14 protein-coding genes are annotated in these 15,400 nt (G+C 65.5%); 6 read left to right on the forward strand and 8 right to left on the reverse strand.

Going from position 1 to position 15,400, the window contains the following annotated elements:
• Positions 1 to 143 precede the first annotated feature (143 nt).
• Together HEB94_RS02195 and HEB94_RS02200 are read left to right on the forward strand one after the other, a co-directional pair.
• Positions 144 to 716 carry a DinB family protein gene (locus tag HEB94_RS02195; RefSeq protein ID WP_192748397.1) on the forward strand — a complete coding sequence of 191 codons (573 nt, stop codon included), beginning with the start codon at positions 144 to 146 and terminating at the stop codon, positions 714 to 716.
• A gap of 230 nt (positions 717 to 946) precedes the next feature.
• A complete protein-coding gene (locus tag HEB94_RS02200; protein ID WP_192748398.1) occupies positions 947 to 1,579 on the forward strand; it encodes a GNAT family N-acetyltransferase in 633 nt (210 codons plus the stop codon).
• Positions 1,580 to 1,993: 414 nt separating this feature from the next.
• On the opposite strand, the gene HEB94_RS02205 is transcribed toward HEB94_RS02200, so the two are convergent.
• From HEB94_RS02205 to HEB94_RS02215, 3 genes are all read right to left on the reverse strand, one after another.
• Complete coding sequence (locus HEB94_RS02205; RefSeq protein ID WP_192748399.1) at positions 1,994 to 2,164, reverse strand: hypothetical protein; 171 nt, start codon at positions 2,162 to 2,164, stop codon at positions 1,994 to 1,996.
• A 221-nt stretch (positions 2,165 to 2,385) separates the two neighbouring features.
• Positions 2,386 to 3,093 (reverse strand): NPP1 family protein, encoded by a 708-nt coding sequence (locus HEB94_RS02210; protein WP_192748400.1) that lies wholly within the window; start codon positions 3,091 to 3,093, stop codon positions 2,386 to 2,388.
• A 35-nt stretch (positions 3,094 to 3,128) separates the two neighbouring features.
• Complete coding sequence (locus HEB94_RS02215) at positions 3,129 to 3,680, reverse strand: HAD family hydrolase (RefSeq protein ID WP_192748401.1); 552 nt, start codon at positions 3,678 to 3,680, stop codon at positions 3,129 to 3,131.
• A gap of 172 nt (positions 3,681 to 3,852) precedes the next feature.
• Between HEB94_RS02215 and HEB94_RS02220 the strand changes: the two genes are divergently transcribed.
• Both HEB94_RS02220 and HEB94_RS02225 read left to right on the forward strand, forming a co-directional pair.
• Positions 3,853 to 4,932, forward strand: a complete 1,080-nt coding sequence (locus HEB94_RS02220; protein ID WP_238361390.1) for a Gfo/Idh/MocA family protein — start codon at positions 3,853 to 3,855, stop codon at positions 4,930 to 4,932.
• Positions 4,933 to 4,971: 39 nt separating this feature from the next.
• Positions 4,972 to 5,982, forward strand: a complete 1,011-nt coding sequence (locus HEB94_RS02225; protein WP_192748402.1) for a Gfo/Idh/MocA family protein — start codon at positions 4,972 to 4,974, stop codon at positions 5,980 to 5,982.
• Positions 5,983 to 6,046: 64 nt separating this feature from the next.
• On the opposite strand, the gene HEB94_RS02230 is transcribed toward HEB94_RS02225, so the two are convergent.
• Entirely contained in the window at positions 6,047 to 7,090 is a 1,044-nt protein-coding gene (locus tag HEB94_RS02230) for an oligopeptide/dipeptide ABC transporter ATP-binding protein (protein ID WP_202896065.1), read from the reverse strand.
• Positions 7,091 to 7,344: 254 nt separating this feature from the next.
• On the opposite strand from HEB94_RS02230, the gene HEB94_RS02235 reads away from it, so the two are divergent.
• Complete coding sequence (locus tag HEB94_RS02235; protein WP_337917442.1) at positions 7,345 to 8,595, forward strand: IS110 family RNA-guided transposase; 1,251 nt, start codon at positions 7,345 to 7,347, stop codon at positions 8,593 to 8,595.
• A gap of 11 nt (positions 8,596 to 8,606) precedes the next feature.
• Here the strand turns inward: HEB94_RS02235 and HEB94_RS02240 are convergent, their stop codons facing one another.
• From HEB94_RS02240 to HEB94_RS02255, 4 genes are read right to left on the reverse strand one after another with little or no spacing between them, the layout of a single operon-like run.
• Complete coding sequence (locus HEB94_RS02240; protein ID WP_337917443.1) at positions 8,607 to 9,674, reverse strand: ABC transporter ATP-binding protein; 1,068 nt, start codon at positions 9,672 to 9,674, stop codon at positions 8,607 to 8,609.
• Positions 9,675 to 9,718: 44 nt separating this feature from the next.
• Entirely contained in the window at positions 9,719 to 10,876 is a 1,158-nt protein-coding gene (locus HEB94_RS02245) for an ABC transporter permease (protein WP_337917444.1), read from the reverse strand.
• Positions 10,873 to 11,874 carry an ABC transporter permease subunit gene (locus tag HEB94_RS02250; protein WP_192748403.1) on the reverse strand — a complete coding sequence of 334 codons (1,002 nt, stop codon included), beginning with the start codon at positions 11,872 to 11,874 and terminating at the stop codon, positions 10,873 to 10,875. Before HEB94_RS02250 ends, HEB94_RS02245 begins: the two co-directional genes overlap by 4 nt.
• 26 nt (positions 11,875 to 11,900) lie before the next feature.
• Entirely contained in the window at positions 11,901 to 13,724 is a 1,824-nt protein-coding gene (locus HEB94_RS02255) for an ABC transporter substrate-binding protein (RefSeq protein ID WP_192748404.1), read from the reverse strand.
• Positions 13,725 to 14,228: 504 nt separating this feature from the next.
• Between HEB94_RS02255 and HEB94_RS02260 the strand changes: the two genes are divergently transcribed.
• Positions 14,229 to 15,239: a LacI family DNA-binding transcriptional regulator gene (locus HEB94_RS02260; protein ID WP_192748405.1), complete on the forward strand. Its 1,011-nt coding sequence runs from the start codon at positions 14,229 to 14,231 to the stop codon at positions 15,237 to 15,239.
• Positions 15,240 to 15,400 lie beyond the last annotated feature (161 nt).

Below are 15,400 nucleotides of genomic sequence, written 5' to 3' on the forward strand. Positions count from 1 at the left end.
CCTGGCATGCGAGGCCGCGCCGGCAGCGCGGGTGAGGGCGTATACCGTGACGGCCGTGACGACCAGTCCCAGGGCCCGGCGACGGAGCACGCGGCGATCGCAACTGCTGCTGAGGTGTCGGTGCCGGCTTGTACGGTGCGGCGATGGCAACGATCTGGTCCGCCACGATCGCGGCGCAGTATCGGGCGATCCTCGAAGACCTGGCCATCGCTCTCCGCACCTGTCCGGACGAGCTGTGGGAGGAGAGCTTGTACCCGGTCGATCCGTCCGACCCCGAGGCGTGGACACCGATCGACCCGGACGGGCAGCAGTTCGAGGACGAGGCGGTCGCTGAGCGCAAGCGGCGGTCCCAGGGCGCGGTGTGGCGGACCGCGTCGCACACGCTGTTCTTCACCGACGCCGACCTCTCGGCGATGGAGCAGGACTGGGTGCCGCGACCACCCTTGTCACCGCACGACGAGGACTGGAACGTCGTTCCACCGACATACTCCCGCGAGCAGCTGCTGGAGTACGTCGAGCACTGCCTGCGCAAGGTCGAGGAGGTCTTCGCCGACCTGACCGACGACCGAGCGGACGAGCCCGTCGCCGACTCGCACCGGCACCGGGGAACGCCGGTCGGGGAGATGCTCGTGGTGGGCCTGGTCCACCTCCAGCTGCACGCGGCCCAGATCCGCACGTTCCTGGCGACCCGTGGTGTCCCCTGGGAGGGCGAGTAGCCGATGACCTCGGCCGCGCGTCCACCCGGCCTTCCTCTTACGCAACGCCGCTGCTCAAGGACGCGGGGCGCCTGGATCGGCACTTCCGGGGCAGACCGGCGAGACCCGATCCAAGTTGTTGAGGCCAGCTTCAAGGGGCCGGCAGCCCGTCGTCAACCGATCAGGGGCACCCAGGGAAGACCGGGCCGGCGCGGTGGCAAGATGGTCACATGCCTGGCGAAAGTCCAGTCGTGACGCTCTCCGACGGCCTGGTCACCCTGCGGCCTTGGTCGAGAGATGACGCCCGGTTCATGGCGGAAGCAAACGCCGACCCAGCGATCCGGCGCTATAACGGTAGCCACGACCGGCTAGGACACCCCACTCCGCCGCTCTCGACCACAGACGCTGAGGCCGTCATCGACCAATTCGCGTTGAACTGGCGTGCGTTTGCTGCGACTGGGACACCCTCTGGTGCTGCGTTCGCAATCCTGGGCACGAGATCCGGCGAGCTGGTCGGCTGCTGTGGCGTCGACGACTGGTCCAAAGAGGACGTAGCACAGTTCGGTTACTGGATCGCACCAGATGCGAGAGGGCGCGGCTATGCGACTCGAGCGGCGATCCTGCTCACGCGCTGGCTGTTCGACGTGGGAGCAGCTCGCGTCTTCCTGACGATCGTCGCGGGGAATGAGGATTCAGTCGCTGTGGCTCGCCGAGCCGGGTTTGTGTATGAGGGAACGATGCGCGCACACGGCGTTTGGCAGGGCAAGCGCTGCGACGTGATGTGGTTCGCTGCGCTGCCGCTTGAGTGGGCAATGCGCCGGCCGGATGAAGAAACACAACGCGCGACAAGGCGTCGCCCTGCCGGCGATAGGGGCACCTTCTGACGCAGCACTCAACTGAACATTCAGGCCAGCCTTCCTGGTGCCGCGACCTACGCCGGATCGCCGAATCGGGGGTGCCGTTAAGGGGCGGTGCACCAGGGGCGAAGTGGAGGCGGACACCCCTTGTGAGTGTGAGATAACGCCAACCAGCGGGCGGAAGATCCTGGTGACCGTGGCCAGGCGGCGTGTTCGTCAGCATGCGGGCGATGGAGGAGACGGTTTCGGGCTCTCCTGCTGGATGTGTGGGTCAGTCTGAGGCGAGTTGGCGTCCTGGCAGTGTCGGGCGATTGCCTGCGAGGGGTGAGCATGACGAGGGCGATGACGGCGTTGGCGGTGCGGAAGCCGAAGCCTCGGCGGATGATCAGGCGGGTCTACAGGCAGCGGCCCCAGTATCACCGCGGGCCAGCGGTCGTATCTCTACTTGGATGGGTGCTGAGTGCGGTCCTTCATGTCCGTTTCATGGTGGACGGCCGCCAGGTAGCGCGGGATCGGGCCGGTCGGTTTGATGGGGAGCTTGAGCGCCTTGCCCGGCCCGTCCCGCAACGGCAGCGTGAAATGCCTGCCCTGGTAGGAAACCGGAATCTGCATCACCCCGAGCCGAGCCCGATCCGAGACGTCTGTCCGCCGAGCCACGCCAGCACGGTCGGGCTGTCGGAGCCGTACGCGTCAGCGCCCAGACCGAGTCGAAGCGAGCTCCTCCGCATGTCGGGTCAACTGAAGTTGATCTGGAGGTTGTCGCCGTCGACGAGACAGCCAAGATTCAGCGCGGCTCGCGTGCGCTTTCTCTACCAAGCCGCTGATGGGCCCGATCAGCGAATACGCCCGAGAAGGTCCATGATGACACCCGGCTCACCCGGCCAGGAATGGTAGACATTCCGCTTGAACGCACCGTCACGGATCAACGGAGTCCCCGCGCCGTAGTCGCCCTCGTTGAGGGCCGTCCGGGCAACCGCAGGAAGGTCCTCCCAGTCGATCAGCGGGTGCAGGTCGCCGGGCACGTCGTGCAGCCACATGGAATGGGTGACCTTCTCGCCATAGCTGCTGTACGCCAGCATCGGCCGGCCGTCGTGGGTGTTGTGCTCGGTGGGCTCGACGGTGAAGAGCCGGCCGTGCTGGGAGTAGCTGATGGAGATCAGGCGGGCATCGTCGTCGTGCCCATGGACCCAGAGGACGGCGCCCTCCCAGTCGTGCCGGTGGCCGCGGCCGGGCGAGGGACAGTCCCTCGGGAAGTACCAGGCGTAAACGATGACCGCGTAGTCGCCGAGCCGCATCGACCGGGAATATGCCTGGCCAGGAGAATCCGTGCAGCCGTCCGCCACGCTGTCCACACCGAGTCCGGCGCTGATCCGGCCCTCGGCATCGACCCCCGGGTGCGGCACGCAACCGGTGAGTGAGACGAGATACGGCTGAAACCGTTTGACGAGGATCTGGCGCGGCTCGACCCGTTCGACCTCGTCGAAACCGATCACCTCATCGTGGGGGATGGTGGGGATGGTGGAGATGGTGGGGATGGTCATGGTGCTCTCTCCGGGTTGATCAGGGGCGGATGTGATCAGGCTGGCTGTGGAGCGCGAGCGAGCAACTGTTCATCGAGTTGGTGAACGAGTGGGAGCAGTTCGGTCGGAGTCTTGATCGTGTAGTCAGCAATCTCCGCGGTGGAGGCAGGCTCTTTGGGATACCGGCCCGTCCACGCCAGATGGATGGTGGTGATGCCCATCCGCTTGGCTCCGGCGATGTCGCGGGCGAGGTTGTTCCCGACCATCACACAGCGCCAGGCGTCCGCTTCCCCGAGATCAAGAGATCCGAGGGCCGCTTTGAACATCCGGGAGCTGGGCTTCGGATAACGGACCGCCTCCGAGCAGGTCAGGGTCTCGAACGCGTCGAAGAGACCATTCTGCGTCAGGACGTTCTCGAAGGATGCGTACCGGCCGTCCGCGACCAGCGCCACCCGGAACCCGGAATCGACGAGATCCTTGACCATGCGGTCGGCGCCGGGCACCACGTTGGCCGAGATGACGATGCCACGCGCGTCGCGGACCTCGGTTCCTTCGTCGATGATCGTGTCGCCGCAGTCCAGCAGGATGATCAGCTTTTTTTGAGGCACCGGGTCCTATTTCTTGGAGTCGGGCCGGAAGGGGATGTTCCGGTCGTGATCGATCGTGTTGCATATATAGAGTGGTGGACGCTAGCGAGTCAACGTGACCCGAAATCAGCCGTGGTGAATGAGTCAGGTTAACTTCACTTTAGTTCGGCGCTTAACGCGTAGTGCCTGATGAATGCCTGGTGAACTCTCCGGCGAGCACTTCTACACAAGCGAGGCGTACGTATTCTCGCGGCAGGATGCTCTCACGAGCAACTCGCTCGGCAAAGAGAAGTTGATTCACGCAAGGAGTTTATTTCCCATGACGTCCCCTCTTCGAATCGCCGTTCTCGGCGCCTGGCATGTCCACGCCGAGGGGTACGGACGCGCAACGCTTGACCACCCGGAAACCGAACTCATCGCTGTGTGGGATGACGACGCCGAGCGCGGCAGTGCGATGGCCGAGGAGCTGGGAGTCGAGTTCGCTCCGGAGCTGGAGCAGCTTCTCGGGCGTTCCGACCTGGACGGTGTCACCGTCACCGTGGCCACCAGTGATCATGACGCGGTGATTGGCAAGGCGATCTCCGCCGGGAAGCACGTCTTCACCGAGAAACTGCTCTCCCCCACGGTCGCCGGCTGCGACGAGCTGATCCGCGCGGCCGATGATGCGGGCGTCGTCCTCACCGTGTCCCTGCCCCGGCTCTCCCGCGGGTACACTCGCGCGCTGAAGGTGCTCCTGGATTCGGGAGGGCTGGGCCGGATCACCTACTCCCGCGTACGACTCGCGCACAGCGGCGCGATCGCCGACTCGCTGCCCGCCCGGTTCTACGACCCGGGCGAGGCGATCGGCGGCGCATTCTTCGACCTCGGCGCACACCCGGTCTACCTCACGCAGCTGATCCTCGGCGATCAGTTCTCATCGGTGACCGCCACGTTCACCGACATGACCGGACGCGGAGTCGAGGACAACGCCTCGGTGACTGTCACCACGGCCGATGGGGCGATCGGCGTGATAGAGACCGGCTTCGTCAACCCGGCGAGCCCCTTCACCATCGAGGTGCACGGCACTGCGGGCTCGGTCCTCTACGGCTTCGACGGATCCCGCATGCAGTGGGCCACCCGCAAGGAGTGGACCGAGATCGCCCTTCCCGAGAACGGCCCGGGACCGTTCCGCGAATGGATCGACGCGATCCACGACGACACGCGTACGACCGAGAACCTGGAGCGCGCCCGCGCCCTCACCGACCTGGTCGCAGCCGTTCAGGCCGCCCACTGACACGCCACCGCACACCTGCCGAAGGAGCCTGCCAGCCCCATGTCTGATTCTCTTCCCATCCGTATCGGATTGATCGGCGGCGGGAACATCGCCCGCGCTCATCTGCGCGGCTACGCGGCCCTGGGCGATCAGGTGCGTATCGCAGCGATCGCCGACGCCGATCCCCAGACCCTCGCCCAGCGCACCGAGCAGACCGGCGCGGCGGGCTATCCCGATTTCCCACAGCTCATCGGATCGCCGGAGGTCGATGCGGTCGACATCTGCCTTCCGCATCATCTCCACCGCGACGCGATCGTCGCCGCCGCGGAGGCCGGGAAGCACATCCTGTGCGAGAAACCGCTCTGCCTCACTGCCCAGGAGGCGAAGGACGTACGCGCGGCGGTGCGCAGTTCCGGGGTGACGCTGATGTGCGCGCACAACAAGCTGTTCCTCCCCACCGTGGCGAAGGCGAAGGAGGTCATTGACTCCGGCGCCCTGGGCACCGTGTACGAGGTGCGGACCACAGATGCGTTCTTAAACGACTTCGACCCGTCGACCATGGGATGGCGCGCGCATGCGGCTACGTCCGGGGGCGGCGAGTACATCGACACCGGATACCACCCGACCTACCTGCTGATGCATCTCTCGGGTGGGAAGCCGGCGCAGGCCTTCGCCATGATGTCCACGCACCGGCTCAAATTCATGGAAGGCGAGGATTCCGCGCAGGTGCTGGTGCGCTTCGACAACGGCAGCGTCGGCCAGCTCGCCACCTCCTGGGCCTACCCCGCGGCGCCGGGCACCGAACGGTTCTCCGTGGTCGGCGACAAGGGTTCGCTCAGCGCGGACGCCACCACGCTCCGGGTGAAACTTCGCGAAGAGGAGGCCGAGCGGGTGTACACGTATCGGCCCACCGATCCCTTCGCCGCCGAGATCGCCGCCTTCGTCGACTGCCTGACCAGCGGCAAACGCCCGGTGCACACCGAAGAGGAGGGTATTGCCGTGCTCGGCATCATCCTCGCCGCTTACGAGAGCGCGAAGACTGGCAGGGCGGAGGAGGTACTGCCGCTTTGATCGGGTATCGATAAACGGCGTGGGGCGGATCCCGATCGGGATCCGCCCCACGCCGTTTCCTTTCTCAGACCGTCGTTGCGAGCTCAGCGAGACCACGCAACGAAAGCTCGCTGGCGTAGTGGCAGGCGGAGTAGTGCCCGTCCGCGATCTCCTCCAGTGCCGGCGTTTCGGTTCGGCACAGCTCAGTGGCGTAGTGGCAGCGGGGCGAGAACAGGCAGCCCGTCGCACGGTTCGTCGGGCTCGGCACCTCACCCTTCGGGACGATGCGTTCCCGCTTCACCTCCGGGTCAGGCTGCGGCACGGCCGAGAGCAGCGTCTCGGTGTACGGGTGCCGGGGTACGGCGAACAGCTGGTCGGTCTCGGCCAGCTCGACGATCCGGCCCAGGTACATCACCGCGACGCGGTCGGAGATGTACTCGACGATCGAGAGGTCGTGGGCGATGAACAGGTACGTGATGCCCAGCTCGTCCTGCAGATCCTTCAGGAGGTTGATGATCTGGGCCTGGATGGAGACGTCCAGAGCAGAGACCGCCTCGTCGGCGACGATCAACTTCGGCTTCGTCACCAGGGCCCGTGCGATGCCGATCCGCTGACGCTGCCCGCCGGAGAAACTGTGCGGATACCGACGTAGATGAGAGGGGTCCAGGCCGACCTTCTCCGCGATCTCGCGAACGCGACGGCGCAGCTCCGTGGTCGGCATCCTGCTGGTGGCCCGCAGCGGCTCGGCGATGATGTCGAAGACGGTCATCCGCGGGTCGAGGGAGGACAACGGGTCCTGGAAGATCATCTGGATGTCCTTGCGGACCCTCTTCAGCGCCCGGCCCTTGAGTGCGAGGAAGTCGATCTCGGCGGGCTGCTTCTCCCCCTGTTCCCCGGCCGCTTTCTCAACCCCGGCCGACGGGGAGTAGACGACCTTGCCTGAGGTGGCGTCGATACCACGTACGATCAACCGGCCCAGGGTCGACTTCCCGCAGCCGGATTCGCCGACCACCGACAGGGTCTCCCCGGCCTGCAGAGTGAGGGAGACGTCGTCGACGGCGGGAAAGCTCGCCCGCTTCGAGACGCGGAACTCCTTGGTCAGATGCGTGATGCGCATCAGCTCGCTCACTGGTGCACCATCCTTAGGTCACTGATCTTGGATGGATTGGTGATGCGCCCGAGGTGCCGCCAGGTCATCGCCCTGCTCGCTTGATGCGGTGGATGTCCAGCATGAGATCTGCGAGATCTGGCGGTTACCCGGGACGTGCCGACCGTCGACAGGGCTGAGCGCCTGCGAGCGCCGATCAGTGAGCGAACCGGCAGCCGCGTCCCGGCACCGCACGAAGGCGCCTCCCCACTGGGACTAGCAGCAAGGAGGCTGAGGTGACGTCTGCCATGAACACCCTGCCCGACGAACCCCTCAACGGTGTGAGTGGTGGCCTGGACTGGGCCCGTGACGATCACGCGGTGTCGGTCGTGGACAATCGCGGCCGCGAGCTCGTCCGGCACACCGTCGAGCACAGCGCTGCCGGCCTGCGCGAGCTGATCGCCGTGCTGGGGGATGCCGGCTGCTTCGAGGTGGGGATCCAACGCCCCGACGGGCCGGTAGTCGAGGCCCTGCTCGCCGCCGGCATGACGGTGGTGGTGATCAACCCGAACCAGGTGAAGAACTTGCGCAGCCGCTACGGCTCGGCAGGCAACAAGGACGATCGGTTCGAGGTGTTCGTGCTCGCCGACACACTGCGCACCGACCGGGCCCGGCTGCGTCCACTCACCCCGGACAGCCCCCAGACCGCGACCCTGCGCCAGGCCTGCCGGGCACGCAAAGACCTCATCACCCACCGGGTCGGCGTCGCCAACCAGCTGCGCGCCCACCTGCGCACCGTCTCCCCCGGCGCCGTCGGCTTGTTCGCCGAGATCGACAGCGTGATCAGCCTGGCATTCCTGGCCCGCTTCACCACCCAAGACCAGGCCGACTGGCTCACCCCAACCCCTCTGGGCGCCTGGCTGTCCAAGCTCGGCTACTCCGGGAAAGTGGACCCCGCCGTGCTGCACACCCGACTCAGAGCCCCGCCCCAGAACGTGGTTGGCGACCAGACCATCACTAGCGCGGCGATCACCCGATCCTTCACCGCCGTGCTCACCACCCTCCTCGAGCAGATCAAGACCCTCACCAGCCAGATCGAGACGGCTCTGGCCGCGCACGCCGACGCGCACATCTTCACCAGCCTGCCCCGCGCCGGAGGCGTCCGCGCCGCTCGACTGCTCGCCGAGATCGGCGACTGCCGCGCCAAGTTCCCCACACCGGAGTCGCTGGCCTGCCTGGCCGGCGTCGCACCCTCCACCCGCCCCTCCGGCAAGATCCGCGCCGTCGGGTTCCGCTGGGCCTGGAACAAACAACTCCGCGACGCCGTCACCGACTTCGCCGGCGACTCCCCACGCGCCAACCCCTGCGCCGAAGACCTCTACCAACGTGCCCGCGGCCGAGGCCACGACCACCCGCACACAGTGCGCATCCTCGCCCGCGCCTGGCTCCACATCATCTGGCACTGCTGGCAGAACAACACCGCCTACGACCCCACCAGACACGGCGCCCTCCAACGCCTCCAGCAAGATCAACAAGCAACGGCTTGACACAGGGCTTCTCATGCCTGCTCCTTCGTCACCGTTTCGGAGACTTCCGCGTACTCAGGGTCGTGAAGGACGCAGCGGACGGTGTGCTGAGGTCCGATGGTGAGGGTGCGCGGGACGACGGTGTCGCAGATGCCGTCGATGCGCTGGGGACACCGTTCCGCGAACCCGCACATCGGCGGCATGTCGATCGCCTGGGGGACGGTGCCCTCGATCGCGAAGAGCCGCTCCGAACGGCCCATGCCGAGCCGCGGGATCGAGCGGAGCAACCCGCGGGTGTAGGGATGCCGGGCGGCCTTGAAGATCTCCCGTACGCCTGCGTGCTCGACGATACTGCCCAGGTACATGACCGCGACCTCGTCGCACATCTCCGCGACGACGGCGAGGTCATGGGTGATGAACACGATCGCCATCCCGGTCTCGCGCTGCAGCTGCTTCATCAGTTCGAGAACCTGGGCCTGGATGGTGACGTCCAGGGCCGTGGTGGGCTCGTCGGCGATGAGGATTTCCGGCTCGCAGGACAGTGCCATCGCGATCATCGCCCGCTGCCGCATGCCGCCCGAGAACTCATGGGGATACTGGTCGATGCGCCGTTCGGCGTCGGCGATCCCGACCTTCTTCATCGCTTCAAGACACACTTCCCGAGCCACGGCCCGGTCCTGGGTGCGATGCAGCAGGATCGCCTCCATGATCTGGTCGCCGATGGTGTGCAGCGAGCTGAACGCCGTCATCGGCTCCTGGAAGATCATCGCGATCCGCCGACCGCGCACCGTACGAATGACCGACCCGTCACGCCGCAACTCCAGGAGATCGAGCTCCTCATCCGTCGCGGTCCTGTGCAGGGTCACCCGGCCGGACTCCTGGAAGTCCTTCGGGTTCAGCCGCAGCAGGGTCTTCGCGGTCAGCGACTTCCCCGAGCCGGATTCGCCGACGATGCCGAGCGTCATTCCGGCCTTCACGGTGAACGACACTCCGTCGACCGCTTTGAGCAGTCCGTTCTCGGTGGGGAGGTGAACCCTGAGGTCCTCCACGGTGAGCACGGTGGTGCCCGTCGCCGGCATGGTGATCTGATCGGACGTCACGCCGTCTCTCCTTGTGATCGCAGCGGCCTCATAGCCATGGGGACCTACTTGTGGGGGTCTGCGGCGTCGCGCAGCCCGTCGCCGAGGAAGTTGAAGGCCAGCACCGTTACGACGACGAATGCCAGCGGGATTAGCTTCCAGGGATAGACGGCCACATTGGTTATGTCCTGGGCCTCCTGCAGCAGCACTCCCCAGGACGTCGCCGGTGCCTGGATGCCGAGCCCCAGGAAGCTGAGCGAGGTCTCGCCGAGGATCATCCCCGGGATGGCGAGCGTCACCGCGACCAGGAGGTACGACATGAAGCCGGGGATCAAGTGCCGGGTGATGATCTTCATCGGGCGGACACCGGAGATCCGCGCGGCCATCACGTAATCCTCCTGCTTCAACGAGATGAACTTCGACCTGACCACGCGTGCCAGGCTGGACCATTCGATGAAGGCCATGATCACGGTGATGTAGAAGAACATCGCCACCACCGGGACCCGGGCCGGGATCGCTGCTGCCAGCGCCATCCACAGCGGCAGGGTCGGAAAGGAGCGGATGATCTCGATCAGCCGCTGGATCAGGAAGTCCGTGGTGCCGCCGACGTAGCCGGCGATCGACCCGATGATGATCCCGAGGACGAAGCTGATCAGCACCCCGACCAGGGGGATGGTCAGCGAGACCTGGGAACCGAGCACGATCCGTGAGAACAGGTCGCGCCCGAGACTGTCGGTGCCGAACAGGAAGACATGGCCACCGCCCTCGGCTCCGAACAGGTGGACGTTCATGTGGAACAGGCCGAAGAACGACCATTCGGAGCCGTCGGCGAAGAACTCCAGCCGATGGACCTGCTCGTGGTCCTCGACGAAGATTGGCCGCAGGGTCTCCGGGTCACGGTCGTAGCTCTGCCCGTAGACGAAGGGGCCGACGAAGCTGCCGTCGTCGAAGAAGTGGATCTGCGTGGGCGGGGCGTTGACGTAGTCAGCGTCGTAACTGCCCAGGCTGTAGGGGGCGATGAAGCTGGCGAAGATCGCCACCAGGTAGAACAGGCCGAGGATCACCATCGAGATCTGAGCCAGCCGGTGGGAGGTGAGCTTGGTCCACATCAGCCGCCATTGCCCCGCCGCGAAGTACGCCTCCTCCTTGCGGGCCGCGGATTCGGCCAGGGCGTCGACCTTCTGGCGGCGCAGCAGTCCCAGGCGGGGGAACGAGATGCTCACGACTTTGCGATCCTCTCGTCGCGGACTCGCGGGTCGAGCCAGGCCAGCAGGATGTCGGAGATGAGGGTGCCGATCACGGTGAGGATCGCCATGAATCCGAGCCAGGCGCCGGCCAGGTACATGTCCTGGGCGAGGAGCGCATCCAGCATCACCGGCCCCTGGGTGGGCAGGTTCAGCACGATGGCGGTGATGGTGGACCCGGTGAAGATCCCGGTCAGCGACCACCCCAGCGTGGAGACGATCGGATTCACCGCGGCGCGCAGCGGGTACTTGCGCAGGACCTTCGATTCCTTCACGCCCTTGGCGCGAGCCGTCATGATGTGAGGCTTGTTCATCTCTTCCAGCATCTGGCCGCGCATGACCCGGATCAGCTCGCAGGTCGACGCAGATCCGATCACCACGACGGGAATGATCATGTGTTTCAGCAGGTCGAGTACCCGGTCGAAACTCCAGGCGTCACCGCGGAACTGCGGTGATTGGAGGCCGAGCATCGGATCGCCGAACCACACGTAGGAGAGGTACATGAGGATGATCGCCAGCAGGAAGTTCGGCGTCGCCATGCCGAGGAACCCGATCGTGGTGAAGACGTAATCACGCAGCGAGTACTGCTTGACCGCGGAGAAGACACCGATCGGGATCGCGACCAGATAGGTGAACAGCATCGAGGCGATCGCGACGATGAGTGTCGTCGCCATGTACTGCCCCATCACATCCACGACGGGGCGCGAGTAGGCGAAGCTGTAGCCGAGATCGCCGCGGGTGATGATCCCCCAGATCCAGATGAGGTACTGCATGTACCACGGCTGGTCGAGCCCATAGCGCTCACGCATCGCTTGGGTCTCGGCCGCGGACAGCACCTCGCCTTCGGCCTGGAGCGCGCGGACATGGCTGGAGACGTAGTCGCCCGGCGGCAACTGGATGATCCAGAAGACGATCAGCGAGATGACCAACACCACCGGGATCATCGACAGGACGCGACGACCGATATACCTCAGCACAGCAGGATCCCCTTCGTGAACGCGCCTCAGGCGCGATCGGCGTCCGGGTCGATGAAGGTGAACTGCGCCGGACGGCCGTGGCCGAGGTCGCGGAACTCATCGGCGAAGGTGATCTGCTCGGGCACGTTGGCGATGTTGTTGCTCACCGAGAACAGGCGCGGAACCGTGCCGGTGTACCCGATCGCCCACTGGTTCTTCATGTGCAGCTGGACGATCTTCTCGGCGTACTCGTCGATGGCGTCCGGCTCGGTCTGCGAGCTCATCTCCCGGTACACGGTGATCAGCTTCATGATGTCGCCCTCGGGCTCGACGCCGTCGGTTCCCCCGGAGGCGTACCAGGTCCCGTACTGGTTGTGCCACGGGGTGCCGGCCCGGAGCGGGACCACGGTGTCGGGTCGGAAGATCGGGTGGATGCCGCCGATCGAGCCGGTGGTGGTCGCCTGCAGCCCGGCGGAGTCGTTCAGCTCGCCGAAGAGCCCGCCGTCGACGAGCTGGACATCGGTCTGGATGCCGATCGCCTCGAAGTAGTGCTTCAGCAGTTCCTCGAACTGGCCGGCCTGCGGTGCCTCCGACTCCTGGGTGATCGTCAGCCGCAGCTCGGAACCGTCAGGATGGGTACGAACCTGGCCCTTCAGCGGCAGTCCGATCTCGTCGAGCAGGGCCTTGGCGTGGTCGACGTCGTACGCCGCCCACTTCTCGGCCCAGCCCTTCTGGTAGAAGAGACGCCCCTTGGCGATGGAACCCTGCTGCGGAAGGCCGAACCCCAGGGTCAGCTGCTCGGAGAGTGCCTTCCGGTCCACGGCCACCGACAGCGCCTCCCGGAAGCGCGGGTCGTGGAACAGGGTGCGCATGTTGGCGTCCTTGGGCTCCATGTTGAATTGGATCCCGTTGGAGTACCACTCCGCGGTATCCCACCGGATGACCCGGTAGTCGCCCTTCTGGCGGTTCTCCTGCAGCAGGGTGAAGGAGGGGAACTCGAACTGTGCGATGTCGAAATGCCCGTTCAGAACCTGCAGCTCGACATGGCTCGGATCCTGGTAGATCTCCAGGGAGAGTTCATCGATGTACGGTAGCTGGTTCCCCGCAGGATCGGTCTTCCAGTAATAGGGGTTGCGCTCCCAGGTGATCTGCTCGGCCCCCGGTTCGGCGGTGGGCAGCCAGGCGCGGAGGCTGGGGCGGTCCGGCCAGAACCAGTAGTAGTACGCAGCGGACTCGTACCAGTCCACGAGGTTCTGGAAGCCACGCTCCTTGGCGATCTTCAGGGCCGCGTCCTTGCCGATGAACTCGTCGAGGATCCTCTCCATCCAGTGCGCCGGGGCGAACATCCACTTCGCATCGATCGCGACGCGCTCGAGGAAGACGGGGCGCGGATGCTTGAAGGTGACCCGCACCGTGAGATCGTCGATCGCCTCAAATTCGGCGAGGGCCCGCTCACCGGTCTTCGGATCGGTCGACCAGAAGGCGTCATACACCTCCCGGCCGAAGATCTTCGGGACCATGATGCTGTCCCACCAGCACATCACGTCCGCGGAGGTGAACGGGTGGCCGTCCGACCACTTCATGCCCTCACGCAGTTGGATCGTGTACTCGGTGAGGTTGTCGTTGACCTCGAAACCCTTGGCCACGTTGGGCTCGACGCCGTCACCCTGGGGGTTGAAGCGGAACAGCGCTTCCTCGGTGGGTTTGCCGATGTCCCAGGGGCCGTTTTGCCAGTCGCCGGTCGGGAAGTTCCAGGTGCCGCCGTACTTCCCGATCTGCTCGTGGACCGGCTCGACCATGATGTCCTTGAGCACCGGCAGACGCTCGGCGACCGGTGGCAGGTCTCCGGATTTGACCCGCCCGGCGAGCATGGGCGCCTCGTTCAGCGAATCCTTGGAAGTGATTTTCTTGACCTTGTTGATCTCTTTGGAATTCGAGGCCGGCTTGTCATTTCCGGAAGTTCTTGCGCATCCGGCGAGCGCAAGGATACCCATAGAAAGCAGGAACGTGCGCCGGGGTGCGACGATGGCTCCAGATGCGCTACGGAACGGCACGGTAATTCCCTTCGAGCGGAGGACTGCATGTCCCGCACCCAGGCGAGGCATCTTCGGCAGAGGACGCTACGGAGGGAAATCGTCCATCCGTCAAACAGAGCGCAGCCTCCGGTAAATGTTTGCTCGAAAAACCACGCTCTGCTCACTTAATTTAGTGATCGATCCGCTCTATTCCCGCTCTGGTTGAGTCGAAGGTGACGGCCCGGTGAACTGTCAGGGAAACCTCGTGGCGATCTCGGACACGGTTCGATGGAGCAGGAGGTGGTTGGCTAGCATCGAATGCGCCAATTCCGCGTACCAGCCCATCAGGACCCTGTTTGCATGCAGTCAAGCACCGGGAAAGTCACGCTCAAGGACGTCGCTGCGCGTACCGGCGTATCCGCTGCAGCGGTCTCGCTGGCTCTGCGCGGCCGGTCGGGAGTCTCCGCGGGGACCCGGAGCCGGATCGCCGCTGTCGCCGAGGAGATGGGCTACCACGCTATCGGGCGCGGCTCGGGGCGGGAGACCGCCGGGACCGTGGGGGTCGTGCTGCGTGACATCGTCAGCGTCTTCTCCCACGATGTCGTCTCTGGGATGGAGTCCGCGACCGCGGACCCGAACCTGCGGTTGATCTTCTTCGACGGGCGCGGGGATCAGGAACACATCCGCGCGGAGTTCGACAAACTGAAGGACCAGAAGCTCAAGGGCATCGTTAACTTCGGTGCCGCGATCCATCCCCGGATGCTGCAGAAGGTCGCTCAGCGTACGCCGGTGGTCATCATCGGCAAGACCGAGATCGTTGTCCCCGGCGTCGATGTCGTCAGCAACGACGACGTCCTCGGTGCTCGCCTGGCGGTGAAGCACCTGATCGAGCTCGGTCACACGCATATCGCGCATCTGTGCAAGGGGTCGCTTCGCGTCGACGGTTACCTGCAGCAGATGGCGGAGGCGGGTCTGCAACTGCATACCCAGATCGAGGGCGGCGCTCTGGACACCGTCCGGCCAGGTATCCGCTACCTGGTGCTGTCCATCCTGCAGGAGAAGGACGCAGCGACCGCCGTTTTCGCCGAGACGGACGGGATCGCCATCGACTTCATCGGTGCTGCGGTGGATGCAGGACTGCAGGTGCCCGACGACGTCAGCGTGGTGGGCTACGACAGTACACGGCAATGCGAGATGATCCGCCCGCGGCTGAGTTCGGTGGGCCAGCCCAGGCACCAGATGGGGATCGCGGCGATGCGGCTGCTGCAGGAACGGTGGGACGGCCGGACCGAGGATCGGCATGTCATCCTGAAGCCCGAGCTGGATCTCCGAGAGTCCACCTACGCCCCCGTCAGGCCAGTCCGGTGGTGACCCCGACATCGCTGTCGGTCGATCGGCTCGGCGTACGAGCCGTACGGTTGTGCCCGCTGTTGACCGAGACAGACCATGATCGGCCGCCACATCTGGCACGCAAGGGCACAGGCCCCGGCCTGGCGGCAGGCGGTGGCGGGATTGCAACCTCCAGCGGACAC

It is taken from the genome of Actinopolymorpha pittospori, from assembly GCF_014873875.1.
Classification (GTDB): domain Bacteria; phylum Actinomycetota; class Actinomycetes; order Propionibacteriales; family Actinopolymorphaceae; genus Actinopolymorpha; species Actinopolymorpha pittospori.

What these genes read in the sequence shown, in the direction of transcription:
- HEB94_RS02260 (WP_192748405.1), top strand. Translation starts at nt 14,229, where the DNA reads ATGCAGTCAAGCACCGGGAAAGTCACGCTCAAGGACGTCGCTGCGCGT.
- HEB94_RS02220 (WP_238361390.1), top strand. Translation starts at nt 3,853, where the DNA reads ATGCCTGGTGAACTCTCCGGCGAGCACTTCTACACAAGCGAGGCGTAC.
- HEB94_RS02210 (WP_192748400.1), bottom strand. Translation starts at nt 3,093, where the DNA reads ATGACCATCCCCACCATCTCCACCATCCCCACCATCCCCCACGATGAG.
- HEB94_RS02255 (WP_192748404.1), bottom strand. Translation starts at nt 13,724, where the DNA reads ATGCTCGCCGGGCGGGTCAAATCCGGAGACCTGCCACCGGTCGCCGAG.
- HEB94_RS02225 (WP_192748402.1), top strand. Translation starts at nt 4,972, where the DNA reads ATGTCTGATTCTCTTCCCATCCGTATCGGATTGATCGGCGGCGGGAAC.
- HEB94_RS02195 (WP_192748397.1), top strand. Translation starts at nt 144, where the DNA reads ATGGCAACGATCTGGTCCGCCACGATCGCGGCGCAGTATCGGGCGATC.
- HEB94_RS02205 (WP_192748399.1), bottom strand. Translation starts at nt 2,164, where the DNA reads ATGCAGATTCCGGTTTCCTACCAGGGCAGGCATTTCACGCTGCCGTTG.